The organism is Roseovarius sp. MMSF_3350 (assembly GCF_030733425.1).
GTDB lineage: Bacteria > Pseudomonadota > Alphaproteobacteria > Rhodobacterales > Rhodobacteraceae > Roseovarius.
In genome coordinates, this window is sequence record NZ_JASHIZ010000002.1 from 198,714 (window position 1) to 223,388 (window position 24,675).

Below are 24,675 nucleotides of genomic sequence, written 5' to 3' on the forward strand. Positions count from 1 at the left end.
TAGTCGCCACCGCGCGGCGCTTGACCGCGCACACGAATGGTTTGAAACGGGATCCGGGCCGCGGGCGCGGCGCGGATTACGTGAAAGGGAGACGCGAGATGAAATGGATCACGACCACCCTTGTGGCGATAGCCACCGGGTTCGCCGGGGCGCAAGGCGCGCTGGCGCAGGAAGAAGAGCTGGGCGAGGCCGTCCTGATCGAGCTGAACGCGACCAAGGCCAACGAGAGCAGCTGCACGCTGACTTTTCTGGTGATCAACGGCTACCCGAGCCAGATCGACAAGGCCGTCTACGAGACCGTGCTGTTCGATAGCTCGGGGCAGGTGGATCGCCTGACGCTGTTCGATTTCGGCACGCTGCCGCCGGGGCGGCCGCGGGTGCGGCAGTTCTCGGTGCCCGGCATGGCCTGTGACGGGTTGGGGCAGGTGCTGATCAACGGCGCGCATACCTGCGAAGCGGCGGAGCTGCCCGACAATGCCTGCGAGACCGGGCTGAAGCTGGAAACGCGCACGGATATCGAGGTGACGGGATGAATGCGGTTCTCGAAAGCCTGCGGCAGATCGCCGATCTGGGTGGTCCGGTCGTCCTGATCCTGCTGGCGGTGTCGGTGATCACGCTGGCCACTGTCCTTTACAAGCTGTGGCAGTTCTCGGCGGCGGGTGTCGGGCGGCACAAGGCGCTGAAGGAGGCGGTGGCGGCCTGGGACGAAGGCGACCTTGCGGCGGCATTGGCGGCGTTGAAACAGTCGAAGAGCTACCTGGCGCCGGTGATCGAGATGGCGTTCTCGGCCCGGCCGGAGGATGCCAAGCGGCTGGAGGCGGAGGCGGAGTCGCGCTTTGCGCGGCTGGAAGGCGGGTTCCGCCTGCTGGACAGCGTGGCGCAACTGGCACCGCTTCTGGGCCTCTTCGGCACCGTGCTGGGCATGATCGAGGCGTTTCAGTCATTGCAGGAGGCGGGCGCGCAGGTCGATCCGTCGCTGCTGGCCGGCGGGATCTGGGTTGCGCTGCTGACAACCGCCGTGGGGCTGGCCGTGGCGATGCCGACGTCGATGGTGCTGAGCTGGTTCGAGGGCCGGATGGACGGCGAACGGGTCACGGCGGAGCGGGCGATTTCGACGGTGCTGCATCCGCAGGGCCGGGCCGGACAACAGGTGGCCGATCCGGTGGCGGAGCCGGCCCGTGCGTAGGACGAGCCGTCGCAGGCGGCTGTCGATGACGTCGCTGATCGACGTGATCTTCCTGCTGCTTTTGTTCTTCATGCTGTCCTCGACCTTTTCGCGCTTTGCCGAGGTCGAATTGGCCGCCGCAGGCGCGGGCGGCAGCGGCAGCAGCGAGGCCAAGATCAGCTTTCTGCGCCTGAGCGACGAGGGGCTGAGCCTGAACGGTCGCGAGATGGAAATAGAGGGCCTGAGTGCCGCCTTTGCCGAGATGCCGCCCGGCGACGAGGCGCGGCCCGTGGTGGTCAGCCTGCGCGATGGTGTGACGTCGCAGCGGCTGACCGATCTGCTGGTGGTGCTGCGCGGCATCGAGCGCGTCAGCATCAGCGTGCTGGGGTCCTGAGATGCGCAAGGTCAAGACATCCTCGCGCCGGGAGCCGACCATTGCGCTGATCAACATCGTTTTCCTGATGCTGGTCTTCTTCATGGTGGCGGGCACTCTGTCGCAGCCGCTGGACAAGGATCTGAGCCTGGTGCGGACGGCGGACCTGGAAGGGCGGTCGCCGCCCGATACGCTGGTGGTGCATCCCGACGGGCGGATGAGTTTCCGCGGCGAGGATATCGCCTCGGCCGAGGATTTCCTGGAACGGCGCAGCGAGGAAGAGCGCGAGGTGGTGCGGGTGGTTCCCGACCAGGAGCTGTCAGCGCAGACGCTGGTGAACCTGGCGCGGGATCTGCGCGGTGCCGGGGCGCAGCGGGTGGTGATCGTCACCGAAAGGGGGCTGGAATGATCGCGTCGTCCCGACTTGTTAAAACGTTTGCCGCCGCGGCGGCGCTGGTGCTGCACGGCACGGTGGTTGCGGCGGTGTTCCAGGGCGAGGCGATCGAGATCGAGGGCGATGCGGGCGGCCTGGAGGCCAGCATCGGCAACAGCTTTGCCGACATGGCGGCGGGGGTGATGACACCCGATGCCACCGAGGAAGCTGTCGAGGAGACGCCGCCGGAGGAGGTGACCTCGCAGGACACGCCGGACGAGGTGACGGAAGAAGAGACACCGCAGGAAACGACGCAGGTCACCCCGGAAGAGACTGTGCAGGATCGGCCCGAGGACACGACGCCCGAAGTCGCGCCGCAGGAGACCGCCGAGCCGGTGGAGCAGGCCGAGACCGCGCCGATGACGCCGACCGAAACGCCCGTCGAAAATATGCCGGAGCCGGTCGAGGCCCAGCCTGTCGAGCAGGCAGAGATCACGCCCAACGTGCCACTGGTCCCGGTGACCCCGTCCGAGACCGTGCCGGAGGAAAGCGTGCAACCGACAGAGCCGCAGCAGGCGGAGGTGCTGGAGCCGGTGGACGAGGCGCCCTCGGCTGTGACCCGGTCGTTGCGGCCCAAGCCGCGCAGCGCGGAGTTCGAGGAAGCGCACAAGCCCGAGCCGCCGAAGGCGCAGCCGAAGCGGACCGAACCGAAGCCGCAGCGCACGACGCAGTCGCAGCCCAAGCCGCAGCCCAAGGGCAACGCGCAGCAGAATGCGCGCACCGGTACCGCGACGGGGTCGCAGTCGACGCGGCAATCCGCTTCGCAGGGAACCGGCAATTCGCAGGCCAGTGGGAACGCGGCGGCCAGCAACTATCCCGGAAAGGTGATGCGGAAGATCTCGCGCGTGCCGCGCCCGCGCGTGGGCAGCCGGGGGACGGCGGTCGTTGCGTTCCGCATTGCCGGGAATGGCGGGCTTGCGGGGGTTTCGATTGCGCGTAGTTCCGGTTCATCGGCGCTGGACCAGGCGGCGGTGCGGATGATCCAACGGGCTGCCCCGTTCCCGCCGCCGCCTGCAGGGGCGCGCACCAGTTTCTCGATCAACATCAAGGGCAGTTGAGGCCGCGTCTAGCGCGTGATCCGGTGATTGCTCAGGCCCCAGTCGGTGTAGAGATCGGCGATGATGGTGCCGAACTGCGCCTCGGCATTGTCCAGCGCGCTGCGCGTATCGCGGGAGCCGCCGAAGATCACCGCCGGGTCGCCGATGGAAATGTCACCCAGGCCGGTGACGTCGGCGACGGTGGTGTTCATGGAAATACGGCCCAGGATGGGCGCTTCGTGCCCGCCGATCAGGACCGTGCCGGTGTTGTGACCGGCGCGGCGGATGCCGTTGGCATAGCCGATGGAGAGGCAGGCCAGGCGGCGGGGCGTGTCCAGAACGCAGGTGCGGTCGTAGCCCACGGTGGCGCCCGCCGGATAATCGCCCACGCTGACGACCCGGGTCTTTAGGTTCATCGTGGTCTGAAAGCCCCATTCGGGTTTGAGGATGCCATAGAGCACCGCCCCGCAGCGGTACATGTCGGTCCGGGCGGGTTCATCGGAGACGAGAGTGAGCGAGCTGCCGGCATGGATGAGAGTGCTGTCGCGCGAGAGGTTGCCTTGGTGCAGGACCCAGTCGGCGTGCTGTTGGAAGAGCGCGGTGCTGGCGCGCAGATCGTCCGGCGCATTGCTGGGGAAATGGGTGCAGATGGCGGTGATGCTGTCGCCGAGCCGGTCGAGGATGGTGCGGCAGGCGGCGCGGCCCTGTTCGGTTTCAATCTCCAGCCCGTCGCGGGACATTCCCATGGCGTTGAGCGACAGGTGGGCGCGGACGGCGGCGCCGGACGCTCTGAGTGCGGCGAGGTTTTCGGCGGCCTCGACCGTGCCGACCTGCTCCTCCACCCGGTCGGGAAGGGCGGCGCGGGTCTCGGAAGGCGTGGCGGCGCGCAGGCGGATGAGCTGGCCGGTGTAGCCTGCGTCGCGTACGGCGCGGGCCTCGGTGTTCGAGGTGATGGCGATGCAGTCGATACCGTGGGCGCGCACCAGCGGGACGACGGTGGCGATACCGTGGCCATAGGCGTCGGCCTTCAGGACAGCGCAGAACCGGCGCCCATTGGGCACGCGGGACAGCGCGATGCGGATGTTGGCGTCGATCCGGTCGCGATGCACCTCGCACCAGGCGTCGGGGATCGCGGGGTCGGTCATGTGTCGGGCAGGCCCAGGATGCGGTCCACGATGCCGGAGAACTGGTCGATCACGACAGGCAGGAGTGCGTCGGGAAAATCGTAGTCGGGGTTGTGCAGTTGGGGCATGTCCGTGCCCGCGCCGACATAGAGCATCGTGGCCTTGGCGCCGTCATCGCCGATGCGCCCGAAATCCTCGGACCAGCGCATGGGGGTGGGCATCTCGGTGATGGCGTGCCCGAGGTCGTGGGCCACGCGGCGGGCGATGTCGGTGGCGTCGGCATCGTTGACCACGCCGCGAAAGACGTCGTGCCAGTGGATGTCGGTGACAAGGTCGCCACGCGCTTCGGCGACCCTTTGCAAGGCGGTGTCTACAAGCGCGTCCATGCCGTCATTGGTCATGGTGCGCAGGGTGACGCGCAGCTCGCCATCGGCGGGGGCGATGCCGAAGGCGGGCTCTCCAAGGTTGGCATGGGTCAGGGTGGCAAGGGTGAAATCGGTGTCGGCGATGGTGCCGCGGCTGAGCGCGGGCAGGGCGGTCATCAGGCTCGCCATGGCCGGACCGGGCGAGAGGCCGTCCTCGGGCGCGGCGGCGTGAGAGCTTTTGCCGGTCAGCAGGATCTGCATCCCGCGCGAGGCGCAGTTGGCGGGGCCGGAGCGCAGGCCGATCTCGCCCAGCGGGCGGCCCGGCACGTTGTGGTAGGCGAAGGCGTAGTCGGGGCGAATTTCCGGCCATTGCGGATCGTCGATGACGGCTTGAGCGCCTGCGCCGGTTTCCTCGGCCGGCTGGAAGAGCAGGACGACGCGGCCCTTGGCAGGCCGGGTGGCGAAGCGCATGGCGACGCCCAGCAGGGTGGCCATGTGGCCGTCATGGCCGCAGAGGTGGCCCTTGCCGTCGATCTGCGAGGCGTGCGGGATGTCGTTGATCTCACGGATGGGCAACCCGTCGAGTTCGCAGCGCAAAAGCACGGTGGGGCCGGGGGCGTGGCCGGTGAATTCGGCGGCGACGCCGTGTCCGCCGAGGCCCTGCCAGATGCGGTCGGCCCCGAGGGCGACGAGTTCGCGCGTGATGCGTTTTGCCGTCTCGACCTCGTCGCCCGACACCTCGGGCTGGCGGTGCAGGTCGTGGCGCAGGGCCGTGAGGTAGGCAATGTGGTTCGAAGGCAGCGTGGTCATGGGATCCTCAGAAAATTTCGAGGAGCCCGGCGGCGCCCTGGCCGCCGCCGACGCACATCGAGACGACGCCCCACTTGGCGCCGCGTCGGCGGCCTTCGAGCAGGATATGGCCGGCCATGCGCGCGCCGGACATGCCGTAGGGGTGGCCGATGGAGATGGCGCCGCCGTTGACGTTGAGCTTGTCGTCCGGGATGCCCAGCGTGTCGCGGCAATGGAGGAGTTGGGCGGCAAAGGCCTCGTTGATTTCCCAGAGGTCGATGTCGTCTTGGGAGAGGCCCGCGCGGTCGAGCAGCCGGGGGATGGCGTGGACGGGGCCGATGCCCATCTCCTGCGGTGCGACACCGGCCACGGCGAAGCCGCGCAGGGAACCGAGGGGGGTGAGGTTGCGGCGGACGGCCTCGGCTTCGGACATGACGACGAGGGCGGCGGCGCCGTCGGAGAGCTGGCTGGCATTGCCGGCGGTGACGGTTTTGCCCTCGCCCCGCACGGGCTGGAGGCCTGCGAGCCCCTCGGCGGTGGTGCCGGGGCGGTTGCATTCGTCCTGTTCGATACGGATGGGCTCCTCGTGTGTTTCCTTGGTGGTCTTGTCGGTGACCAGTTTGGTGGTCTCGACGGGGATGATCTCGTCGCCGAAGAGGCCGGCCTTTTGCGCGCGAGCTGTGCGCTGCTGGCTTTGCAGGGCGTAGGCGTCTTGTGCGTCACGTGTGACGCCGTAGCGGGCGGCGACGACCTCGGCCGTATCCAGCATGGCCATGTAGTAGCTGTCGGGCACCGATGGGTCGCGGTAACGGTGGGCGTTCCAGTGGTCGTTCTGGACGAGCGAGATGCTGTCGAGGCCACCGGCGAGGGCCACGTCCACGCCCTCGGCCCGGACCATGTTCGAGGCGATGGCGAGCGCGTTGAGGCCCGAGGCGCATTGGCGGTCGATGGTGGCGCCCGCGACGCTGTCGGGCAGATGTGCGGCCTGCGCGATGTGGCGGGCCACGTTGACGCCGGAGGTGCCCTGGGTGAGGGCGGAGCCGAAGATGGCGTCCTCGATTTCGGCTCCTTCAAGCCCGGCGCGGGTGAGCGCGGCGCGGACGGCGGGCGCGGCGAGGCTGGGGGCCGTAAGGTTGTTGAAGGCGCCGCGATAGGCCTTGCCGATGGGCGTGCGGGCGGTGGAGACGATAACGGCGTCGCGCATGGGTCAGGCCTCCTCGGTGCCGCACCAGTCGGCGATGAAAAGGGCGGTGGTTTGCGTGACGCGGCGGAGGCTTTCGAGCTCGACCCGTTCGTTGAAACCGTGGATCGCCTCGGCCCGGGGGCCGTAGACCAGCGCGGGGGTGTCGGCGTAGAGGCCGAAGAAGCGCGCGTCGGTGGTGGCGGTGATGGACTCGCGGGTGAGGGCGGTGCCGGTGACGCTTTGGTGGGCGGTTTCCAGTGACGCGACGGCGTTGGTGGCGGTCTCGGATTTGTCGCGGGAGAGCGCGTAGCCCTCGGCGTGGAAGCCGTGATAGACGATCTCGGGCAGGGAGTTGCGCAGGAAGGCGTTTTGCTGCGCGGCGTCGCGGATGATCTGCTCGATTTCCTGTTTGGCCGCGTCGAGAGACTGGCCCGGGAAAAGCCCCATGCGGACGTCGAAGACGGCCCAGGCGGGGACGGAACTGGTCCAGTCGCCGCCCTGGAACTTGCCGATATTGAGATTGAGCGCGTGGTCCATGTGGGTGTATTCGGGCGGGCGGTTCTCGGCCTCGTTCCAGCGGTGCTCCATGTCGTGCAGGGCCTGGATCAGGGGGAAGGCGGCCTCGATGGCGTTGGCGCCGGTGCCGGCATAGGCGACGTGTGTTGGCAGGCCCTTGAGGTGGACCTGGAACCACAGGACGCCGAGCTGTGCGCTGACCATTTGTTCGGCGAAGGGTTCGGGGATGAGGGCGGCGTCGGCTTTGTAGCCGCGGGCGAGGCAGGCGAGGGCGCCGTTGCCGGTGCATTCCTCCTCGACCACGGACTGGACATGCACGTCCGCTGCGGGGGCGAGGCCGCAGGCGCGGAGGGCGTCGAGGGCGAAGAGGTTGGAGGCTAGGCCCGCCTTCATGTCGCCGCCGCCGCGACCGTAGAGCCAGCCGTCTTTTACGTGCGGTTCGAAAGGCGGGCTGTCCCACATGTCGAGCGGGCCGGCGGGGACCACGTCGATATGGCCGTTGAGGATGAGGGAGCGGCCCTTGGCTGTTTTCGAGCGGTGGGTGGCGACGACGTTCACGGCGTCCTCGTAGGGGCCGAGGACGGGGGAGAAGCCGGGCAGGTGCCGGATGTCGGCGAGGTCGATCTGCCAGCGGTCGATGTCGTAGCCGCGGGTCTTAAGTTCGGTCGCCATGAAGTTCTGCGCCGACTGTTCGTTGCCGCGGGTCGAGGGGTGGGAGGTCAGTTCGGTCAGGAACGCGACCTGCCGGTCGAAGGCGGCGTCGACGGCGGCGCAGAGGCGGGTTTTGAGATCTTCGGTCATGGGAGCTCAGAAGGTCGGAATTGGTGCGTCGGGGATCGTGAGGGGGGCGTCTGTGGCCTTTGTCACGTCCTCGATACTGGTGCCTGCGGCGTGTTCGACAAGGGCAAAGCCGGTGGGGGTGACGTCGATCACGGCGAGGTCGGTGAAGATGCGGGCGACGCAGGCGCTGGCCGAGAGGGGCAGGGTGCAGGTTTGCTTCAGCTTTGGGTTCCCGGCGCGGTCGGTGTGGGTGGTCAGCACGGCGATGCGGCGGGCCTTTTGCGCCAGTTCGATGCCCCCGCCTGCACCGGGGCTGAACTTGCCGGGGATCTTCCAGTTGGCGAGGTCGCCCGTCTGGCTGACTTCGAAGGCGCCGAGCATGGTGAGGTCCAGCCGGCCGGAGCGGACGACGGCGAAGCTGGTGGCGCTGTCGAAATAGGCCGAGCCGGGGACGGGCGTGACATAGGCGCCGCCGGCGTCGATCAGGTTGCGGTCGGCGCGCTCGGGCGTGAGGGCGGGGCCGATGCCGGTCATGCCGTTCTCGGTATGCAGGCAGACGGGAAAATCGGCGGGCAGATGGTTGACCACCTTGGTCGGCAGGCCGATGCCGAGGTTGACGACCATGCCCGGGGCAATCTCGCGCGCGGCGCGGGCCACCATGCGATCCCTAGCGTCGGACAACGGCGTAATCCTCGGTTATTTCAGTCAGTTCCGCGACGTGATCGACGAAGACTCCGGGGGTGTGGACGGCGTTGGGGTCGAGCGCGCCCAGCGGCACGACGCGCTCGGCCTCGGCGATGACCAGCGGGGCTGCCATGGCCATGAGTGGGTTGAAGTTCTGCGCGGTGGCGACATAGGCGAGGTTGCCGAAGGGGTCGGCGGTGTCGGCGTGGATCAGGGCCACGTCGGCGCGCAGGGCAGGCTCGGCGAGGTAGGGGGTGCCGTGCATCTCGACCACCTGCTTGCCGCGCGCCAGTTCCGTGTCGATGCCGATATCGCTGAGGATCGCGCCGATGCCGGCGCCACCCGCGCGGATGCGTTCGGCGAGGATTCCTTGCGCGTTGAACTCGACCTCGAGTGCGCCGGAATTCATCAGGCCGATGGCGTGGCTGTTGAGACCCAGATGCGTGGTGATGAGGCGCTTGACCTGCCCGCTTTGCAGCAGGTGGTCGATGCCCATGCCGGGCTCGTTGGCGTCGTTCTTGATAAGGGTGAGGTCGCAGGCGCCGTGGGCCACCAGCGCCCGGATCAGCGTCATGGGCGTGCCGGGGACGCCGAAGCCGCCGACCATGACGGTGGCGCCGTCCTTGATGCGGGCGATGGCGGCCTCGATGGCACAGCGCTTGTCGGGGAGCCTCATGCCGCGCTCTCCACCGGCAGGCCGATCTCTTGCGCGAAGGCGTCGAGGGCATCGCGCAAGATCGCCATCATTTCGCTGATTTGGTCCTCGGTGATGATGAGGGGCGGGGCGACGAGGAAATGATCGCCCTTGGTGCCGCCACGGGTGCGGCGGGAATAGAGGATGAGGCCACGTTCGTAGGCCAGTTCGACAAGGCGGTCATGGGCGTTGAGCGCGGGGTCGAGCGGTTCCATCGTGGTGCGGTCGGAGACGAATTCGAACGCGGTGAGCAGCCCCTTGCCGCGCACGTCGCCGATGAACGGGTAGCGGTCCATCAGGGCGCGGAGTTCGGTCATCAGGACGTCGCCCATGCGAGCGGCGTTGCCGATGAGGTCGTGCGCCTCCATCTCTTTCAGCACGGCGAGGCCGGCGGCGCAGGCCAGCGGGTTGCCGGCATAGGTGAAGCCGTGGGCGAAGCCGCCCGCATCCAGCACCGGGTCGACAAGGCGGCGGCCGGCAACCATGGCGCCGAGGGGCGCGTAGCCCGCGCCGAACCCCTTGGACATGGCGACGATATCGGGAGTGATGCCCCAGTGTTCGGCGGCGAGGAAGCGGCCGGTGCGGCCCGCGCCGGTCATGACCTCGTCGTAGATCAGGAGCACGCCGAATTCGTCGCAGATCTCGCGGATGCGGCCATAATAGCTGTCCGGGGCGACCAGCGCGCCGGTGGAGGCGCCGCCGACGGGTTCCATGATGAAGGCCAGCACGGTGTCGGGGCCCTCGGCGAGGATCTTGTCGCGCAGGAGGTCTGCGTATCTCAGGCCGCGCGCCTCTTCCGTCAGGTTGTCGCGGTCGAGATAGGTGGTGGGGGCGGCGACCTTGGGCATTTTGCTCAGCATCGGGGCGAAGGGGTCGCGCAGGGGGGCGTAGCCGGTAAGGTCGAGCGCACCGAAGGTGCAGCCGTGGTAGGAGGGAAAGCGCGATATGACCTTGTAGCGGCCGTTATGGCCCTGGGTCAGCGCATACTGGCGGGCGAGTTTCACGGCGCTTTCCACCGCCTCGGACCCGCCGGAGACGAAGAAGACGCGGTCGAGGCCGTCGGGCGTCATGGCGACGGTCTTGGCGGCCAGATCCTCGGACGGGTGGGTGCGGAAATGCAGGCGATAGCCGAAAGTGGCCTTGTCCATCTGGGCCTTCATTTTGGCCAGCACGCGCGGGTTGGAATGGCCGATATTGGACACCATCGCGCCCGACGATCCGTCGATGTAGCGTTTGCCCGCCTCGTCGATCAGGTAGATCCCCTCGCCGTGGTCGAGGAAGGGTCGCGGGTTGCGCGACTGGTAAAAGAGGTAGGACGTGGTGTCACTCATTTGGCGCCTGCGAGGTGTTTGCGGAGAAATTCGCGGGTGCGGTCCTTGGTGGGGTTCTTGAAGACGACGCTGGGCGGGCCTTCCTCGACCACCACGCCCTTGTCCATGAAGAGCACGCGGTCACAGACAGAGGCGGCGAAATCCATCTCGTGGGTTACGATGATCATGGTCATGTGTTCCTCGGCCAGCTTCTTCATGACCTGGTTCACCTCGTCCACCAGTTCGGGGTCGAGGGCGGAGGTGGCCTCGTCGAACAGCATCAGCTTGGGCTTCATGGCGAGCGCGCGGGCGATGGCGACGCGCTGTTTCTGGCCGCCGGAAAGTTGCGAGGGGTAATAGTCGATCCGTTCCAGCATCCCGACCTTGTCGAGCTGTTCCTCGGCCAGTGCGTCGGCTTCGGCCTTGGAAAGGCCCTTGAGCAGCTTCGGCGCCATGGTGACGTTGTCGCGGGCGGTCATGTGGGGGAAGAGATTGAAGTGCTGGAACACCATTCCGATGTCCTGGCGCATCTGGTTGATGTGTTTCTCATACTGGCGGTAGGGCAGGTCGCGGTTCACCTGCACGCCGTCGAGCCAGATTTCGCCGCCCGTCAGCGCGTCGAGGTCGTTGATTGCCCGCAATAGCGTGGACTTGCCCGAGCCCGAGGGGCCGATGATCGCCACGATCTGGCCGCGGGCGACGTTGAGGCTGATGTCTTTCAGCACCTCAAGCTTGCCGAATGATTTCTGGGCGTGCTTGATTTCGACGAAGTGTTCGGTGTCGGTCATGGTCTGTCTCCTGACGATCAGCGCGAGATTGCGATGCGGCGCTCGATGCGGCGCTGCACCCATTCCATGCAGAGGTTGATGACGTAGTAGAAGGCGGCGGCGACGAGGTAGAACTCGAACGGGCGATAGGTCGCGCCGATCGCGCGCTGCGCCGACAGGGTCAGTTCGCTGACGCCGATCACCGACACCAGCGCGCTGTCCTTGAGAAGTGCTATCATGTTGTTGCCGATGGGCGGGATCACGTCACGCACGGCCTGCGGGATCACCACCTTACGCAGCGCCTGTCCCCGGCTGAGGCCGACGGTGCGGGCGGCCTCCATCTGGCCCTTGTCGACGGACAGGATGGCGGTCTGGATCAGTTCGGAATTGTAGACGGCAAAGTGCAGGCCAAGCCCGATGATGCCGGCGACGAAGGCGGGCAGGTCGATGCCGATCTGCACGAGGCCGAAATAGATCAGGAAGAGTTGCAGGAGCAGCGGCGTGCCCATGAAGACCCATTCGATCAGCCGGAAGGGCTGGCGGATGATCCACGGCGCATAAAGCGCGATGACGGCGAAAATGATGCCGCCGAAGAAGCTGACCAGCGCGGCGGCGACGGCGATGAAGATCGTCCACAGGCAACCCAGCAGGATCACGTCGAGATGTTCCGGAACAACCGTGAAGTCGAGGCCCATTGTGGTTTTCCTTTCCGGTCAGTTGATCTGGACGCGGCGGTCCAGCCAGGCGACGGCCCGACCGGTGGCGTAGATGATGATCATGTAGAGAAGGCCCGCGAGCAGGAACATCTCGAACGGTTTGTAGGTGGAGCCGATGTAGCGCTGCGCGGTGTAGGTGAGTTCGACCACCGAGATCGCGGCGACCAGCGCGGTCGACTTGATCAGCATGTTGAGGTTTACGCCGAGGGGGCGGACCATCAGGCGGGCGGCCTGGGGCAGGATCGCGTTGTAGAACGTCTGCCACCGGCTGAGGCCCAGGGTGCGGGCGGCCTCGCGCTGGCCCTTGGGGATCGAGATGATCGCGCCGCGGATGGTTTCGGTCATGTAGGCGCCGACATTGACGCCGAGGCCGATGACGCCCGCCTCGAACGCGTCAAGCTGGATGCCGACCTGGGGCCCGCCGAAATAGAGGATGAACAGCTGGATGAGCGCGGGCGTGCCGCGAAAGACGCTGACATAGGCCGCGCCGAGAAAGCGGAAGACAGCCAGCCGCGACAGGCGCATAGCGGCCCCGAGCGCGCCGCAGGTCAGGCCAAGGATGGCCGTCAGGACCGAGAGCTGGATCGTCACCCAGGCGGCCTGAAGGAAGAAGGGATAGACCCTTTGCATCAACTCTATATCCATGGCGTGTCCTTCTGGCAGGTCGCGGGGCCGGGGCGTGGCGAAGACAGTCCGGCGAAGTCGGGAGCGTGGCTGAACAGGTCAGGGGCAAGGCGCACCGCGCCAGGGCCGTCAGCCGGTCCGATCCGGGTCAGGATCCCGGAAGGCCCCGCCGACCTGTAATGGCGGCGGGGCGAAAAGCTCAGCGGATATCTGCGCCGACCCACTTTTCGGCGAGTTCGAGATAGGTGCCGTCTTCCATCATGGAATCCAGCGCCTCCTGCATGGCGGCGGCGAGTTCGGGGCTGCCTTCGCGGATGGCGATGCCCGCGCCGAAGGGTTCGGTCGTGGGATCGGCGAACATCTCGTATTCCTGGCCTTTCTCGCCCATGGCGAGGATGGCGGCGATGGAGTCGTTCACGATGGCGTCGACGCGGCCGTTCTCAAGCTCCAGCAGCAATTCGGGCAGGCCCTTGTAGGTGCTGACGTTGTAGCCGCGCTCGCGCGCCCAGTCCTCGTGCGTTTCACCCAGGGTGAGGCCGACCTTCTTGCCTTCGAGATCCTCGAGGCTGGAGATGCCCGACCCGGGCTGGGAGAAAATGGCGCGCTTGTCGGAATAGTAGGGGCCGACGAAATCCACGACCTCGTCGCGTTCGTCGGTGATGGTCATGGAGCCGACGATGGCGTCGTACTTGTTGGACAGCAGGCCGCCGATGATTCCGTCCCACGCGGTGGTGACGATCTCGGCCTCGAGCCCCATGCGCTTGGCGATTTCCTTGCCGATGGCCGGGTCGAAGCCCACGACCTCGTTCTGGTCGTTGACGAAGTTGAACGGCGGGTAGGCGCCGGACATCGCGATGCGGATGACACCCTTTTCCTTCAGGGTTTCGAGCTCTTCGGCAGCGGCGGGGGTGAAACCCGCCACGGCAAGGCCCATGGCCACGACAACGGATTTCAGAACGGTTCGGCGGAATGTCATATGTCTCTCCATGTTGGTTTGTCGGCGCCGGGTCTACGCCCGGGCGGCATTGGCGGCCTGTGCCGCTCCGGCAAAAGCCTTGCATGGGGCGTGATATTGCGCAAATAAATAATAAGCATTCTTAATATAGGTAAAATCTATGAGCCTCCCCCAGCGCCGTCGTTTTCCCTGGAACCTCGACTGGAACCTGCTGCGCACCTTCATGGTGGTGGTCGAGGAGCGCGGCATCTCGAAGGCGGCCGGCCATCTGGGGCTGAAACAACCCACGGTGTCGGCGGCGCTGAAGCGGCTGGAACAAACCGTCGGCAAGACGCTGGTGATCCGCAAGCCCAACGAGTTCGCCATAACCCGGGCGGGGCAGGTGCTTTATACCGAGTGCGCGACGATCTTCGGGACGGTGTCGCAGATTCCCGCGATCTTGGACGAGGACAATGCCGAATTGCGCGGGCATCTTTCCATTGCGATCACCAGCTCGGTCATTTCGGAGCATTTCGACGACGTGCTGAACCGATTTGCGCAGGCGCATCCCAGCGTGACCTATTCCTTCACGGTCTACGAGAGCGACGAGGTCGAGACGATGATCAAGCTCAACCGGGCCAGTTTCGGGATCTGCCTGTTGTCGAGCCTGCCCAAGACCCTGACGACGATGGTTCTCTACCGCGAGTATTTCGGCCTTTACTGCGGCGCGCGCCATCCGCTGTTCGCGGCCGAAGTGATCCGGCCAGAGGATCTTGAGGGCGAGCCCTTCGTGGCGTTCCAGACGGAAGCCGAAGGCGGACCGCTTGAGGTGATCTCGAAACTGCGGGCGCGGCTGAACCTGTCGCGCAACTGGCGCGGCGTGTCCTCGAGCCTGAACGAGATCAGGCGGATGATCATGGCGAATGTCGGGATCGGGGCACTGCCTCTGCACGTGGCGGCTCAAGACGTGGCGGCGGGCCATCTCCGCCAGCTGCCGCCCTATGACAACCTGCCGATGGTCGACATCTATCTGCTGAGCAACCCTGCGCGACGCCAGTCGGAGGCGGAGGCGAAGTTTCTCGAGATGATCGAGGGCGACCTGACGCGGGTCGGTGTTGGTGACAGGACCTATGGCGTCGGCGGAGGAGCGTGACACCGCTCCTGATTGGCTCTTTGACCCCTATAAGGCAAACCGCTTGACCGCAAACGTGTTTCAGTCGCGCATATTTCGGAGTGATTGGAGGCGAGTACCGGAATCGAACCGGTGTACACGGATTTGCAAGACTGCGCATCTAGATGTTTTTATTTAATAATATGGTTAGATCGGCGCGGAAAATAGACGGAACGTAACAAGAATGTTTAGACGTTGCGATCGGTGATATTATTATGTGCAGATAACCAAAGTAGGCAAAAAGTGCATCGAAGCGTAAGCAAGACGCTTTGCGCAACAGCAATTAGAAAGATGTTTCTATTTTCGGGCGTATCTGGTTGAGTGGTTAATGTAGGTTAATCTGAGGACGGCCATGCGTGTTGTTGGTATCTGGTTAATTTTATTGGGTCTTTCTGCTTGCAGCACCGAGTTGACGCAAGCAGGCAAGTCCGTCAGGCAAGTTTCATTGCAGACTGCTAACTCGTGCCAATTCTTGGGACCGGTGACAGGCTCCGAAAGTATGGGTTTAGATGAGGCAATGGACGTAACAAGCGCATTCAATAAAGTTCGCAACTCAGTAGGCGAATTGGGCGGAAACGCATTTGTAGTTTCTGCGTCCAGCACCTCAAGCGCTACCACAGTAGTGCAGGCTGACGCTTACAGTTGCTGAGCCAGATTGTAGTAAGTCTGCGTTCCGCTTAAGCCATGTTTGTTAAGCTTGGGCGCTCTATCTAAAAGCCTTCGGCAATGCGCTGCGTTCAAAGCCAAAACCTCATTGCATTTCCGTAACTGGCCTCAGTCTTTAGACGGCTCGGAGGCTAGAAATTCTTCGATCCGTCTGACCTGTTGTAGGCCGTTTTTGGAGTTTGTTCGAACCTCCGCTTTGAAACGGTTGCCTATCGCCAGAAGCTCAATTTGCTCATCGGTCAAAAGCGAGAAGTGGAATAGAGCATCGTCACTCCGCCCAAACACTGATACAAAACCATAATATCGTTCGGGCACTAAGCGAACCACAACGCAATCGACTAAAGTAACCTCTTCTGGGCTGATTTGGATATCGTGAATGGAGGTTATTTGCGGTCCTTTCGGGGATGGTCCAACATCGCAAAGTATGTCGTCTCCATCCCTCAATGTCTCAGCCTTACTGGATGAAACTACGTCCTTGCCGACATAGCAACGTTCGCCAATCTCCTTAACATCGACAAACCCAAATCCTTTCTGACTGTCAAAAAAATCTACAGTACCAAGTACGCCACGATGTGTGTCGGGGAGGTCGGCACTGCTACTGCCTTCGGTAGGCTTTTGGTCCTCACTCGAAGTGCTGCTATCGGAAGCGGTCAGGAACCCGCGTATTCCTTCAGATAACTGTCGCTGCAGTTCATATGGCACGCCTTCGGAGGGTACCGACATTTCGCGTTCGTCTTGGTCAAGAAGATATTGCGCAAAAACCGTTCTGATGTTTGCAAATTTCTCGTGTACCGGCTGTTTCGATCGATATGCGGCAGCGATCAACCTGGCGACATCGGAGTCCGAAAGCTCAGTTGTAAGTGCCATTTGCTCGAAGAAAACTTGATTGTTTGTTGCCAAGCGAAGATGAACTTTACCGGAGTAATTGATTGCCAATCGTTGAGCTGCATCCAAGCTTCTGTTCGATGGATCAAACGGCTCAACCAAATTCGCATTCAACAGGTGGTCTATAGCGGTATCAATTGACGCCTCAGTGCAGCCAATGCCTTGAAAATAGTCAGAGATACTTCCGATTGAAACGTGTCTTTCTTCCACGTTTCGTGCTCCACTGAACGTTGCCTCAAGCAATGTCAAAATACGAATTTTGAGAAGGGGAGACTGTTTAAACTTACGGTCAACTGAAAAAACCGGCACAATTTCGGCTGCATCTGCATCATTTTGATTATAGAAGTTGTAGTCCCCTTTAAGTAAGGCATTCATAAACTTAGCGTGACGGTTAAACGTCGCAGAACCGGATGCGAAAGCTACGATTAGGTCTTCAATCTGAAAAATCGGCGAAGTGATTACACGCCGGGCTAGGCGCAAGGTTCGCCGAATATTGTAGTTCGAGAACTCCCCCAATATTTTTGCGGCGAATACGTCGCTGACGAATGCATCTTCAACCACATCGGCGAAGCTGCTGAGATTGGCAATTGAGATACTGATATTTCGGTCTGTAAGGTAGGTTTTCCCCGTCTCTGCGTGATCTGCAGTGATTAATTTTTCTTTCAAATAGTCAATTCTACGTCTGAACACTTCGCGAGGTGGAGGTGTTGGAAGAAAAAACGACTTTGATTGATATATCGAGTAAATATCAGATTTTGTGAATGACCAGGCTGACCTGTCGGTAATTGGAAAAATAAGGATGCAGTGTTTGCTATGCACTCTCAGTGATTGAATGAACTGGAAAACTGCTTCTTTGGTCTCAGGCGGGAACTCGTCAGTATTGTCGGCGACAATTACGGGTAATTTTTTTCTGTTGTGAACGATATCGGAAAGGATCCTTTTCAGGTATCCCTCCCGGTCTCGCTCAACTTTATCAGCCATAAATTCGCCAAACTTTTCTTGGAAGGCGTCTTTATCCCTTGAATAAAGCTTGGCATGGACACCTGTGCTCTGTCGCCGGTAATCAGAAAAGTAGAGCCCCCGCAGCTCGTCCCAAGTTGGGTGCCCATCGGTATAAAGCGCCGCCTCAAGATTTTGAATCAATGTCTCAGTGATCCAATTAAGAGTTGGTTCGATACTTCCGGATGCTTCAAGGAAATTTAGTCGTACAGGTATGCACTTTGACCGCGTCTCCGCAGACAAAGTTCTTTTAAAGAAACGCTCAATGAAGGTCGATTTTCCTGAGCCAGTCGGACCTACAATGAAGACGCTTTCTCCCGCATCAAGTTCAACCGCATTACTAAGGAAGTCCGACAGTTCTTCTTCAACACTCGCAGAGCGTGAAGAAAGGTTGCCAAGGACACGCGCTGTCATTTTCTCAAGCGAATGATCGGCGATACGACTTTCCGTCGTTTCAACAAAGCAGTCAATAATTAGGTCTTGATCATCCTTCCCGGTGATCCTGCTAAAAAAACTATCGAAGACTGGTTCCAAGTCGAAGGCCAGCTTGGACTTTTGCTGCCGTGAAATCTCAGTTTCGCCGATGGCTGCAGTTAATGGGTTGGCAAGCAATATCCTTGCATTGTGCAATTCATCGAACATCAGATTATAGACTTTGCGCGAGAATGGTTCGCGGGCCAAAAGGTCATAAAAGATTGAAAATTTTGCGATTACAGCATCAAAACTAGGAAAGACAAAAGCTTGCTTGGTAAGATAATTTTCTCCGGGAATTGTGGGTTTGAAAATTATCCATGCATTGCCGTCGGAAAGTACACCCACAGGCACTCCATTAGGCTGAGCGTAAGATGCGGCCTGAGAAATCCCTTTAGTTGTATCGGCGAGCGCCGGGCCATCTAGCTTTAGGTTCTTCTGAACAGCTTTATCTGCGACACGAATTTCCATACGGCCAACTCTTTTCGCTTCGACGATCAATGCGTTTCGGCCTGCAAGAGTAACCAAGTAGTCGGAGTAACCACTTTCGTGTGCTCGCTCAGCACCGATTTCGGCAAAATTCCAGCCCAGACATTCCGTGATTACGCGATTGATAATTTGAATCTTGGCATCTTCTTCAGTGAGGATGTTGTCAAGATTTGCGTTTACCTCGTCGCGGATGACGAGAACTGTCTCGTACGCCTTATCTAACGTCATCATTCGGATTTCCTCCCCCGCACTTACCTACGCCAGGTACCTTCTTTGCATTTCCGTTTTCTTGAGTTAATCACCGGTGGCCGAAATTTAGAATGGTTGTGTTGCTCCTCCTCAGCAACGTGGGTGTCAAAGGATCACAGTCAGGTATTCGACCTGGCTACCTACTAAGCTGATGCTCGCGGAGGCTTGTGTGCGGTTCCCATTATTCTTCGATAAACATTTTTCCGAGCCAGTTGCGTAAAAATACACGGAGAGGCGTTTAGAAGGCGCTCCAGAAGGGCGGTCACTGGTATTATCCGCCATTGATAGCAAACCTGCGCGCGTGTCTCTGAGGCGCGCGGGAAAGCGTCAGCTTGAAGTTTGCTATCCTGTGTTTGTGCGGAACGCAGCCCCGTTCCTCCGTAGAATTTATATATCGGAGGAGGAGCGGGGCGTAGAGCCTCCCCCCCCCCTTGTCAGGGTATGCATTTAGTGACAGGAGTTGCCGAAGTGGCAATTGTTCAATCAACGCAAGGCTTTCTGTGCGATTGTTTAGCTTTTTTGGCAACTCCGGAACTAAATTAGAAAACTGAAGGGCCATGCTCGCGACTGGTCCCCGAGATTGCAGTGTCAATATCTGTTTGAAAACCGAAGGTGGTTTGAGCGTTGAGTGTGACTGGCAAACACAGTTTTCGTCTATACGTTTAGTGACAGCAAACGCGTGACTGGCCGATAAGTTGAACTCGTTGTCTTGCTGGTGAATCCGACGCTCGCTAGATTCGAAACATCAGAATAGTTTGCATGTGCAAAAGGTGCGCATTCGGCACCAAAGGGCCGCGCAAACTCAACCTAAGTTGTTCGTTGGTGAGATAATGTCGGCGTCGTCTAAGATTCAACAGGAAGCTCTGAACTTGCTCAACGCCTTTGAGAAGGCGGGAAAGCTGGTTACGCGGGTTTCCATCGAAGGCCGCAAGATCGAACTCGAGCTCGCCTCTGATGAACGTTCCGACGATTTCGATGGGATCAATATGCGCCATGGCTAAACGCGAACTTCCAAAGCACGTCTACAAACAGCGTAATGGTATCTACTTCCAGCGTCGCGGTTGGCCATCGCAGAAATTTCAGAGTGAATTTGGTACGCCAGAATTTTGGCAAGAGTATGCGGGTATTCTTTCTTTAAAAGACAGGCCCAACCGCGTGATAGCGCGTAACTTCGGGGCCTTGATTGACAGTTACAGGAAGTCGCCACGCTATCGTAATCTTAAGCCGCGAACAGGTTTGGATTATGACAAGCATTTAGACTTCTTCTGCGAAATTATGGGGGCGGCCAGCCCAGCAAAGATGCAACGCAAGGACGTTATCCGCCTTCGCGACGCAAATGCCGACAAAGCCTATTTCGCCAATTATTCTTTGCGTGTTCTGCGCGTCCTCATGGAACACTGCGTCGATTTAGGTTGGCGAGAAACCAACCCTGTACGCGGTGTGCCGGAGTTGAAAACGGTGAAGAAAGAGCGCGAACCATGGCCGCGCGATCTGCTTCAATCATATCGGACAGCTTGTGACCTTGGTACGCGTGAGCGCTTGGTTATGGAGCTTTGCGTCGGAACGGGGCAACGGATAGCCGATGTTCTGGCGATGCGTTGGTCGGATATTCAGGACGGCGGATTTGTCGTCCGTCAGAGCAAAACAGGAAAGCAACTCTGGGTTCCGATCCTGCCTGAGCTTCAATCAGCGCTCGATGCCGCTAGCCGACATTCGGTCTTCATCTTGACCAATGAGCAAGGCACAAACCGTTGGTCCTATCGCGGCGCTTCTGCCGCGGTCAGAAAGGTTCGCCAACGCATTGGTGCTTTGGACTATGACATTCACAGCTGGCGCTACAACGCCGCCTGTGAGCTTGTAGAGGTTGGCTGTAGTGATGACCTCGTGGCGTCAGTGACAGGACAAAGCCCAGCGATGGTTCTGCACTATACCAAGAAGGTACGCCAGAAGGTCAGAGCCATTGAAGCGCAGCAAAAGCGCTCGGATAAAAACCGATCTTAGTACTCAACTGATCTTCTTTCGGATTGGTCACTGTCGTTGCTAGGTTATCGACCTGGCTAAAGATTGCGCGCGCTCGTTTCTGGTGTCTCGTCGCTGAACCGTACAAGCTCGGAGCGTGTGCGCCGCGCGCTCGCTACGGATATTTCGGAACAGAACAAAAACAGAATGTTTAGACAAATGTTTAGACGCGCGTTGCCGCATTTCACAAAATTCGTCTAAGCCATTGATAATAAATGGAGGCGAGTACCGGAATCGAACCGGTGTACACGGATTTGCAATCCGCTGCGTCACCACTCCGCCAACTCGCCAGCCGTGGTGGGCCATTCGGCCTGAGATGCCTGCTTAGTGTTTCGTCGGGGCGATGTCCATACCTCGCGTGACGGGTCCCAACAATGACAATTCTGATGAATACACTTTGGTCGGCCGGCGTTGGGATGCCGCGTCGCGCGTGTGGGCGGGGTACGAGAAAAGCACACAGGTTTGCCGCGGATGAATTCGAATGGCGCTTGGTGTCTCCCATCGGCATCGCCTGGGAAGCGATCTGTACCGCTCGGTCCAAGGCCATTGTGAGGGGGGCGGGTTTGTGGCAAAACCTTAGTCAGGATAGAGCAGCTACAGAGATGACCGTATGACCGATTTCGCCGCGCGCCGGACCATGATGGTCGACACCCAGGTACGTCCAGCCGACGTAACCAAGTTTCCAATCATCGACGCCATGTTGTCGGTTGCCCGCGAGGCTTTCGTGCCACGCCACCTGAGAGAGGCCGCCTATGTCGGCGAGAATGTCGACCTGGGCGGCGGACGCGTCGTGCTGGAGCCACGGACGCTCGCCAAGATCCTCGACGCGCTGGATATCCGGGCCGACGAACTGGTGCTCGACCTCGGCTGCGGGCTGGGATACTCCTCTGCGGTCGCCGCCCGGATGGCCGAGGCGGTGGTCGCCGTGGAAGAGATGGAAGACATGGCCGAGGAGGCCCGCGGCATCCTGTCGGAACAGGGCGCGGACAACGTGATCGTGCACGAGGGGCCACTGGCCGAGGGTGCGGCGGAACACGGTCCTTACGATGTCGTGATGCTTCAGGGCGCGGTCGAGCATCTGCCGGATACCATCATCGAACAGATCAAGGAAGGTGGCCGCATAGCCTGTCTTTTCGCCGAGGGAGGCCTGGGCGCGGTGCGCGTGGGCTACAAGATCGACGGCGCGATGAACTGGCGGTTCGCCTTCAACGCAGGAGCACCGGTTCTGTCGGGCTTCGAGCGGCACGCGGCCTTTATCCTATGATGATGCGGAAGCAAGCCGGGCGGAAACCGGCACGGGCAGCAGGCAGCGCGCGGGTTTTCCCGCTAAGGAACTGGATGGCGGCCGGCTTTGTGGCGTTGGCGGGCACGATGGCGCTGCCCGGGGGAGCCAAATCCGAAACGCTGGGCCAGGCGCTGGCCTGGGCCTATGAACACAGCGGCCTTCTGGAGCAGAACCGCGCGCTGTTGCGGGCGGCGGACGAGGACGTGGCCCAGGCGGTGGCCGGTCTGCGGCCGATCATCAACTGGACCGCAGACATCACGCGCAACTTCGGCGAGAACCGGACGACCAACCTGATCAATACCACGCGCAACACCTCTTTCAGCACCGGCGTGACGCTGGAACTGCTGCTGTTCGATTTCGGCCGGACGCGATTCCAGATCGACGCCGCGAAGGAGACTGTCCTGGCGACGCGGCAATCGCTGCGCAGCATCGAGCAGCAGGTGTTGCTGCGGGCGGTGGCGGCCTTTTACGACGTGCAGCGCAACCGGGAGTTCGTGTCGCTGCGCCAGAACAACCTGCGCCTGCTGCGGCAGGAATTGCAGGCCGCCCGCGATCGTTTCGAAGTGGGAGAGGTGACGCGGACCGACGTGGCCCAGGCCGAGGCGCGGGTCGCCAGCACCCAGGGCGAGCTTGCCCAGGCACAGGGCAGCCTCGCCCAGGCGATCGAGGAATATGTCGCCGTCGTCGGGCAGCCGCCCGGAGCGTTGCAATCGCCGCGCCAGTTGCCGAACCTGTCGGGCGGGATCGAGACCTCGAAGAATATCGCGGTGCGCAACCATCCCGACATCCTGGAGGCACAGCGCCGGGTGGCATCGGCCGAGCTGACGATCCTGGCCGCGGACGCGGCAATGAAGCCGCGCTTCACCGCTCAGGGCACGCTCGGGATCAGCGAGGACCTGGAAGGCAGCGACTACGGCCGGTCGGGCAGTGTCGGGCTGAACATGCGGGCGCCGATCTATCAGGGTGGGCTGCTGAGCTCTGCCAAGCGGCAGGCGCAGGCACAGCGCGACGCGGCGCGTGGCAACCTTCACGTGGTGCGCCACGCAGTGGTGCAGGACGTGGGCAACGCGTTCGCGATTTTGCAGTCGGCACGCGTGGTGCGCGAGGCAAGCCAAGAGCAGGTGCGGGCAGCGCAGGTGGCCTTTCGCGGCGTGCGCGAAGAGGCGACGCTGGGCGCACGAACCACGCTGGACGTGCTGAACGCCGAGCAGGAATTGCTGGACGCGCGAAGCAACCTGATTTCGGCGGATGTCGATGTGGCCATCGCGGCCTATCAGGTGCTGGCGGCCATCGGCGAGCTGACTGCGAAAGACCTGAACCTGAACGTGCAGACCTACGACCCGGCGGCCTATTACAACCTGGTCAAGGACGCGCCCGTGCCGCTGAGCAGGCAGGGCCAGCAGTTGGACAGGGTTCTGAAATCGCTGGGGCGTCAGTAGCGGTACGGTCGGCACAGGCGCGGAACGGTAAAAGCGCCTAAAAGGCGGCGTTCTAAATTGTTGTGCGAATTTGCGGCAGCCGCTACACTGTAGCGCAGGCAAGAATGGTAGTTGAGCATGTCTGATCCCGTATCGAATGCGGAAATCGAGGACGTCCTGTCGTCTATTCGTCGGCTGGTATCGGTCGACAAGTCGCCCGGCTCAAGGGACGCGGAGTCGGATCGTGCAGCCGCGCACACGTCAAAGCCTGCTCCTGCCGTCTCGGATGGGGCCACGCCGGACGCCGCGGCGCCTGCGGGTGGCGCGCGACTGGTCCTGACTCCATCGTTTCGGGTCGAGCCGAAAGATCTGCAGGACGAAGGCGATTCGGAGGACCACGGCGCGGAGCCGCTGGCGCAGGGCGAGCCCCAGCATCTGGCGCTTGATGAATGGCAAGACGCGATTGACGAGAGTGTCGAGGAGGCCGGCTCCGGCTTGTATGGGCGGGACCAGGCGGAGGCTTTCGATGCGCACGACGACGTTCATGAGGATGCGGGGCAAGGCGACGACGCGCAGCTGAAAGAGTGGCTGACGGCCGAGGACGATCGCGCCAATGAGGCTGACATTTGGGAGGACGCGGACGAGTCGTCTGTCGATCTGTCCGAGGAAGGCTTTGGCGAAGGCTCCGAAGAGGATGTCGATTTCGGGGCGGCGGCCTTTGTCGGAGACGAGGATGTTGCCTTCGAATACACCGAAGCCGGCGATGACGCGGTGGAGGAGGCGCCGGAGCGTGAGGTCGTGACCTCGGAACTGGAGGCCCGGATCGCGGAGGTCGAGGCCGCCGTTGCCGCGCGTGACGACCAGTGGGAGCCGGATGGCGCGTCGGAAGACCCATATGCAGGCGGACAGACCGAGCCGCTTCCGTGGGAGGACCACGTCGAGCCAGAGGAGCCTGTTTTCGTTTCCTACGCGGCGCAGGACGAGTATTCGGCGTCGGCCGAAGAGGATCGCCGGGGGGACGACGCCGAAGACGACACGGCCGTTTCGGGCGAGCACGAAGCGCCGCGCGACTCGGCGCGCCATGGCGGGACAGCAGAACGGGATGCCTCTGCGCCGCGCAGCGGGGACACCGCGACCGTCGAGGCGCAGGAAGGCGAGGGCAAGTGGTATCGCGAGGATGCCGATGCGTTCCTTGATGAGGATGCGCTGCGGGACCTGGTGAGCGAGATCGTACGGCAGGAATTGCAGGGCACGTTGGGCGAGCGGATCACGCGCAACGTACGAAAACTGGTGCGCCGCGAGATCCACCGCGCGATGATGGGCCGGGATTTCGACTGACGCGCGGGCGTCGTCGGCCGGCCCGAAAAATTTCCCACTTTCAGGGCGTTCCCGGAAGCTCGGGCAGGGTATCGACCGGCATGGCGATCGCGATGCCAGACAAGGACCAATGAGGTCCATATGCCTTCTGTCTCGCAATCCGCGATGCCTTTGACCCGGCTATCTGGTATTGGAAAGGCCTGCCACGCTGC

The 24,675-nt window shown here is 62.0% G+C and carries 24 protein-coding genes and 1 tRNA gene; 11 read left to right on the forward strand and 14 right to left on the reverse strand.

Features of this window, described 5'->3' with window-relative positions:
- Positions 1-98 precede the first annotated feature (98 nt).
- Genes RBB31_RS03575 through RBB31_RS03595 form a run of 5 tightly spaced genes read left to right on the forward strand, consistent with a single transcriptional unit; the run spans position 99 to position 3,029 of the window.
- Positions 99-533, forward strand: coding sequence for a hypothetical protein (locus RBB31_RS03575; RefSeq protein WP_306127878.1), 435 nt, complete (start codon positions 99-101; stop codon positions 531-533).
- Complete coding sequence (locus tag RBB31_RS03580) at positions 530-1,186, forward strand: MotA/TolQ/ExbB proton channel family protein (RefSeq protein WP_306127879.1); 657 nt, start codon at positions 530-532, stop codon at positions 1,184-1,186. Before RBB31_RS03575 ends, RBB31_RS03580 begins: the two co-directional genes overlap by 4 nt.
- Positions 1,179-1,559: a biopolymer transporter ExbD gene (locus RBB31_RS03585; RefSeq protein WP_306127880.1), complete on the forward strand. Its 381-nt coding sequence runs from the start codon at positions 1,179-1,181 to the stop codon at positions 1,557-1,559. Before RBB31_RS03580 ends, RBB31_RS03585 begins: the two co-directional genes overlap by 8 nt.
- Position 1,560: 1 nt before the next feature.
- Positions 1,561-1,947, forward strand: a complete 387-nt coding sequence (locus RBB31_RS03590) for a biopolymer transporter ExbD (protein ID WP_306127881.1) — start codon at positions 1,561-1,563, stop codon at positions 1,945-1,947.
- Positions 1,944-3,029 carry an energy transducer TonB gene (locus tag RBB31_RS03595; RefSeq protein ID WP_306127882.1) on the forward strand — a complete coding sequence of 362 codons (1,086 nt, stop codon included), beginning with the start codon at positions 1,944-1,946 and terminating at the stop codon, positions 3,027-3,029. Before RBB31_RS03590 ends, RBB31_RS03595 begins: the two co-directional genes overlap by 4 nt.
- An 8-nt stretch (positions 3,030-3,037) precedes the next feature.
- Here RBB31_RS03595 and RBB31_RS03600 read toward each other — a convergent pair whose 3' ends face one another.
- From RBB31_RS03600 to RBB31_RS03650, 11 genes are all read right to left on the reverse strand, one after another.
- The gene (locus RBB31_RS03600; RefSeq protein ID WP_306127883.1) at positions 3,038-4,153 is read right to left on the reverse strand and encodes an alanine racemase; all 1,116 of its coding nucleotides are present in this window, start codon (positions 4,151-4,153) and stop codon (positions 3,038-3,040) included.
- Positions 4,150-5,307, reverse strand: coding sequence for an amidohydrolase (locus tag RBB31_RS03605; protein ID WP_306127884.1), 1,158 nt, complete (start codon positions 5,305-5,307; stop codon positions 4,150-4,152). Before RBB31_RS03605 ends, RBB31_RS03600 begins: the two co-directional genes overlap by 4 nt.
- A gap of 7 nt (positions 5,308-5,314) precedes the next feature.
- Positions 5,315-6,490 (reverse strand): thiolase family protein, encoded by a 1,176-nt coding sequence (locus RBB31_RS03610; protein ID WP_306127885.1) that lies wholly within the window; start codon positions 6,488-6,490, stop codon positions 5,315-5,317.
- A gap of 3 nt (positions 6,491-6,493) precedes the next feature.
- Positions 6,494-7,786 (reverse strand): ArgE/DapE family deacylase, encoded by a 1,293-nt coding sequence (locus RBB31_RS03615; RefSeq protein ID WP_306127886.1) that lies wholly within the window; start codon positions 7,784-7,786, stop codon positions 6,494-6,496.
- Between the two features lie 6 nt (positions 7,787-7,792).
- The gene (locus tag RBB31_RS03620; RefSeq protein WP_306127887.1) at positions 7,793-8,446 is read right to left on the reverse strand and encodes a 3-oxoacid CoA-transferase subunit B; all 654 of its coding nucleotides are present in this window, start codon (positions 8,444-8,446) and stop codon (positions 7,793-7,795) included.
- The gene (locus RBB31_RS03625) at positions 8,433-9,125 is read right to left on the reverse strand and encodes a CoA transferase subunit A (protein ID WP_306127888.1); all 693 of its coding nucleotides are present in this window, start codon (positions 9,123-9,125) and stop codon (positions 8,433-8,435) included. Before RBB31_RS03625 ends, RBB31_RS03620 begins: the two co-directional genes overlap by 14 nt.
- Positions 9,122-10,474 (reverse strand): aspartate aminotransferase family protein, encoded by a 1,353-nt coding sequence (locus RBB31_RS03630; RefSeq protein WP_306127889.1) that lies wholly within the window; start codon positions 10,472-10,474, stop codon positions 9,122-9,124. The genes RBB31_RS03625 and RBB31_RS03630 overlap by 4 nt, the downstream gene beginning before the upstream one ends.
- Positions 10,471-11,241 (reverse strand): amino acid ABC transporter ATP-binding protein, encoded by a 771-nt coding sequence (locus RBB31_RS03635; RefSeq protein ID WP_306127890.1) that lies wholly within the window; start codon positions 11,239-11,241, stop codon positions 10,471-10,473. The genes RBB31_RS03630 and RBB31_RS03635 overlap by 4 nt, the downstream gene beginning before the upstream one ends.
- Before the next feature lie 17 nt (positions 11,242-11,258).
- On the reverse strand, positions 11,259-11,915 hold the full coding sequence (locus RBB31_RS03640) for an amino acid ABC transporter permease (protein WP_222449490.1): 657 nt from the start codon (positions 11,913-11,915) through the stop codon (positions 11,259-11,261).
- Positions 11,916-11,933: 18 nt separating this feature from the next.
- The gene (locus RBB31_RS03645) at positions 11,934-12,581 is read right to left on the reverse strand and encodes an amino acid ABC transporter permease (RefSeq protein WP_306127891.1); all 648 of its coding nucleotides are present in this window, start codon (positions 12,579-12,581) and stop codon (positions 11,934-11,936) included.
- Between the two features lie 178 nt (positions 12,582-12,759).
- On the reverse strand, positions 12,760-13,536 hold the full coding sequence (locus RBB31_RS03650; protein WP_306127892.1) for a transporter substrate-binding domain-containing protein: 777 nt from the start codon (positions 13,534-13,536) through the stop codon (positions 12,760-12,762).
- A 139-nt stretch (positions 13,537-13,675) separates the two neighbouring features.
- Between RBB31_RS03650 and RBB31_RS03655 the strand changes: the two genes are divergently transcribed.
- On the forward strand, positions 13,676-14,647 hold the full coding sequence (locus RBB31_RS03655; RefSeq protein WP_306127893.1) for a LysR family transcriptional regulator: 972 nt from the start codon (positions 13,676-13,678) through the stop codon (positions 14,645-14,647).
- Between the two features lie 370 nt (positions 14,648-15,017).
- Positions 15,018-15,314, forward strand: coding sequence for a DUF4156 domain-containing protein (locus tag RBB31_RS20545; protein ID WP_371931285.1), 297 nt, complete (start codon positions 15,018-15,020; stop codon positions 15,312-15,314).
- 125 nt (positions 15,315-15,439) lie between these two features.
- Here RBB31_RS20545 and RBB31_RS03660 read toward each other — a convergent pair whose 3' ends face one another.
- Both RBB31_RS03660 and RBB31_RS03665 read right to left on the reverse strand, forming a co-directional pair.
- A complete protein-coding gene (locus tag RBB31_RS03660) occupies positions 15,440-18,406 on the reverse strand; it encodes an AAA family ATPase (RefSeq protein ID WP_306127894.1) in 2,967 nt (988 codons plus the stop codon).
- A 749-nt stretch (positions 18,407-19,155) separates the two neighbouring features.
- Positions 19,156-19,419, reverse strand: a complete 264-nt coding sequence (locus RBB31_RS03665; protein ID WP_306127895.1) for a hypothetical protein — start codon at positions 19,417-19,419, stop codon at positions 19,156-19,158.
- Between RBB31_RS03665 and RBB31_RS03670 the strand changes: the two genes are divergently transcribed.
- On the forward strand, positions 19,418-20,425 hold the full coding sequence (locus RBB31_RS03670) for a tyrosine-type recombinase/integrase (protein ID WP_306127896.1): 1,008 nt from the start codon (positions 19,418-19,420) through the stop codon (positions 20,423-20,425). The two genes, RBB31_RS03665 and RBB31_RS03670, sit on opposite strands and share 2 nt — an antisense overlap.
- Before the next feature lie 234 nt (positions 20,426-20,659).
- Here RBB31_RS03670 and RBB31_RS03675 read toward each other — a convergent pair.
- Positions 20,660-20,733, reverse strand: a tRNA-Cys gene (locus tag RBB31_RS03675).
- A 320-nt stretch (positions 20,734-21,053) separates the two neighbouring features.
- Here RBB31_RS03675 and RBB31_RS03680 point away from each other — a divergent pair.
- The 3 genes from RBB31_RS03680 to RBB31_RS03690 all read left to right on the forward strand — a co-directional run bounded on the left by RBB31_RS03680 (position 21,054) and on the right by RBB31_RS03690 (position 24,484).
- The gene (locus RBB31_RS03680) at positions 21,054-21,707 is read left to right on the forward strand and encodes a protein-L-isoaspartate O-methyltransferase (RefSeq protein ID WP_306127897.1); all 654 of its coding nucleotides are present in this window, start codon (positions 21,054-21,056) and stop codon (positions 21,705-21,707) included.
- A 74-nt stretch (positions 21,708-21,781) separates the two neighbouring features.
- Positions 21,782-23,167 carry a TolC family outer membrane protein gene (locus RBB31_RS03685; protein WP_306127898.1) on the forward strand — a complete coding sequence of 462 codons (1,386 nt, stop codon included), beginning with the start codon at positions 21,782-21,784 and terminating at the stop codon, positions 23,165-23,167.
- 117 nt (positions 23,168-23,284) lie between these two features.
- Positions 23,285-24,484 carry a hypothetical protein gene (locus tag RBB31_RS03690; RefSeq protein ID WP_306127899.1) on the forward strand — a complete coding sequence of 400 codons (1,200 nt, stop codon included), beginning with the start codon at positions 23,285-23,287 and terminating at the stop codon, positions 24,482-24,484.
- Positions 24,485-24,675 lie beyond the last annotated feature (191 nt).

Coding starts and splice junctions, on each gene's coding strand:
- RBB31_RS03575 (WP_306127878.1), top strand. CDS start 99: ATGAAATGGATCACGACCACCCTTGTGGCGATAGCCACCGGGTTCGCC.
- RBB31_RS03580 (WP_306127879.1), top strand. CDS start 530: ATGAATGCGGTTCTCGAAAGCCTGCGGCAGATCGCCGATCTGGGTGGT.
- RBB31_RS03590 (WP_306127881.1), top strand. CDS start 1,561: ATGCGCAAGGTCAAGACATCCTCGCGCCGGGAGCCGACCATTGCGCTG.
- RBB31_RS03595 (WP_306127882.1), top strand. CDS start 1,944: ATGATCGCGTCGTCCCGACTTGTTAAAACGTTTGCCGCCGCGGCGGCG.
- RBB31_RS03600 (WP_306127883.1), bottom strand. CDS start 4,153: ATGACCGACCCCGCGATCCCCGACGCCTGGTGCGAGGTGCATCGCGAC.
- RBB31_RS03605 (WP_306127884.1), bottom strand. CDS start 5,307: ATGACCACGCTGCCTTCGAACCACATTGCCTACCTCACGGCCCTGCGC.
- RBB31_RS03610 (WP_306127885.1), bottom strand. CDS start 6,490: ATGCGCGACGCCGTTATCGTCTCCACCGCCCGCACGCCCATCGGCAAG.
- RBB31_RS03615 (WP_306127886.1), bottom strand. CDS start 7,786: ATGACCGAAGATCTCAAAACCCGCCTCTGCGCCGCCGTCGACGCCGCC.
- RBB31_RS03625 (WP_306127888.1), bottom strand. CDS start 9,125: ATGAGGCTCCCCGACAAGCGCTGTGCCATCGAGGCCGCCATCGCCCGC.
- RBB31_RS03630 (WP_306127889.1), bottom strand. CDS start 10,474: ATGAGTGACACCACGTCCTACCTCTTTTACCAGTCGCGCAACCCGCGA.
- RBB31_RS03635 (WP_306127890.1), bottom strand. CDS start 11,241: ATGACCGACACCGAACACTTCGTCGAAATCAAGCACGCCCAGAAATCA.
- RBB31_RS03640 (WP_222449490.1), bottom strand. CDS start 11,915: ATGGGCCTCGACTTCACGGTTGTTCCGGAACATCTCGACGTGATCCTG.
- RBB31_RS03645 (WP_306127891.1), bottom strand. CDS start 12,581: ATGGATATAGAGTTGATGCAAAGGGTCTATCCCTTCTTCCTTCAGGCC.
- RBB31_RS03650 (WP_306127892.1), bottom strand. CDS start 13,536: ATGACATTCCGCCGAACCGTTCTGAAATCCGTTGTCGTGGCCATGGGC.
- RBB31_RS03655 (WP_306127893.1), top strand. CDS start 13,676: ATGAGCCTCCCCCAGCGCCGTCGTTTTCCCTGGAACCTCGACTGGAAC.
- RBB31_RS20545 (WP_371931285.1), top strand. CDS start 15,018: ATGCGTGTTGTTGGTATCTGGTTAATTTTATTGGGTCTTTCTGCTTGC.
- RBB31_RS03660 (WP_306127894.1), bottom strand. CDS start 18,406: ATGATGACGTTAGATAAGGCGTACGAGACAGTTCTCGTCATCCGCGAC.
- RBB31_RS03670 (WP_306127896.1), top strand. CDS start 19,418: ATGGCTAAACGCGAACTTCCAAAGCACGTCTACAAACAGCGTAATGGT.
- RBB31_RS03665 (WP_306127895.1), bottom strand. CDS start 19,419: ATGGCGCATATTGATCCCATCGAAATCGTCGGAACGTTCATCAGAGGC.
- RBB31_RS03680 (WP_306127897.1), top strand. CDS start 21,054: ATGACCGATTTCGCCGCGCGCCGGACCATGATGGTCGACACCCAGGTA.
- RBB31_RS03685 (WP_306127898.1), top strand. CDS start 21,782: ATGGCGGCCGGCTTTGTGGCGTTGGCGGGCACGATGGCGCTGCCCGGG.
- RBB31_RS03690 (WP_306127899.1), top strand. CDS start 23,285: ATGTCTGATCCCGTATCGAATGCGGAAATCGAGGACGTCCTGTCGTCT.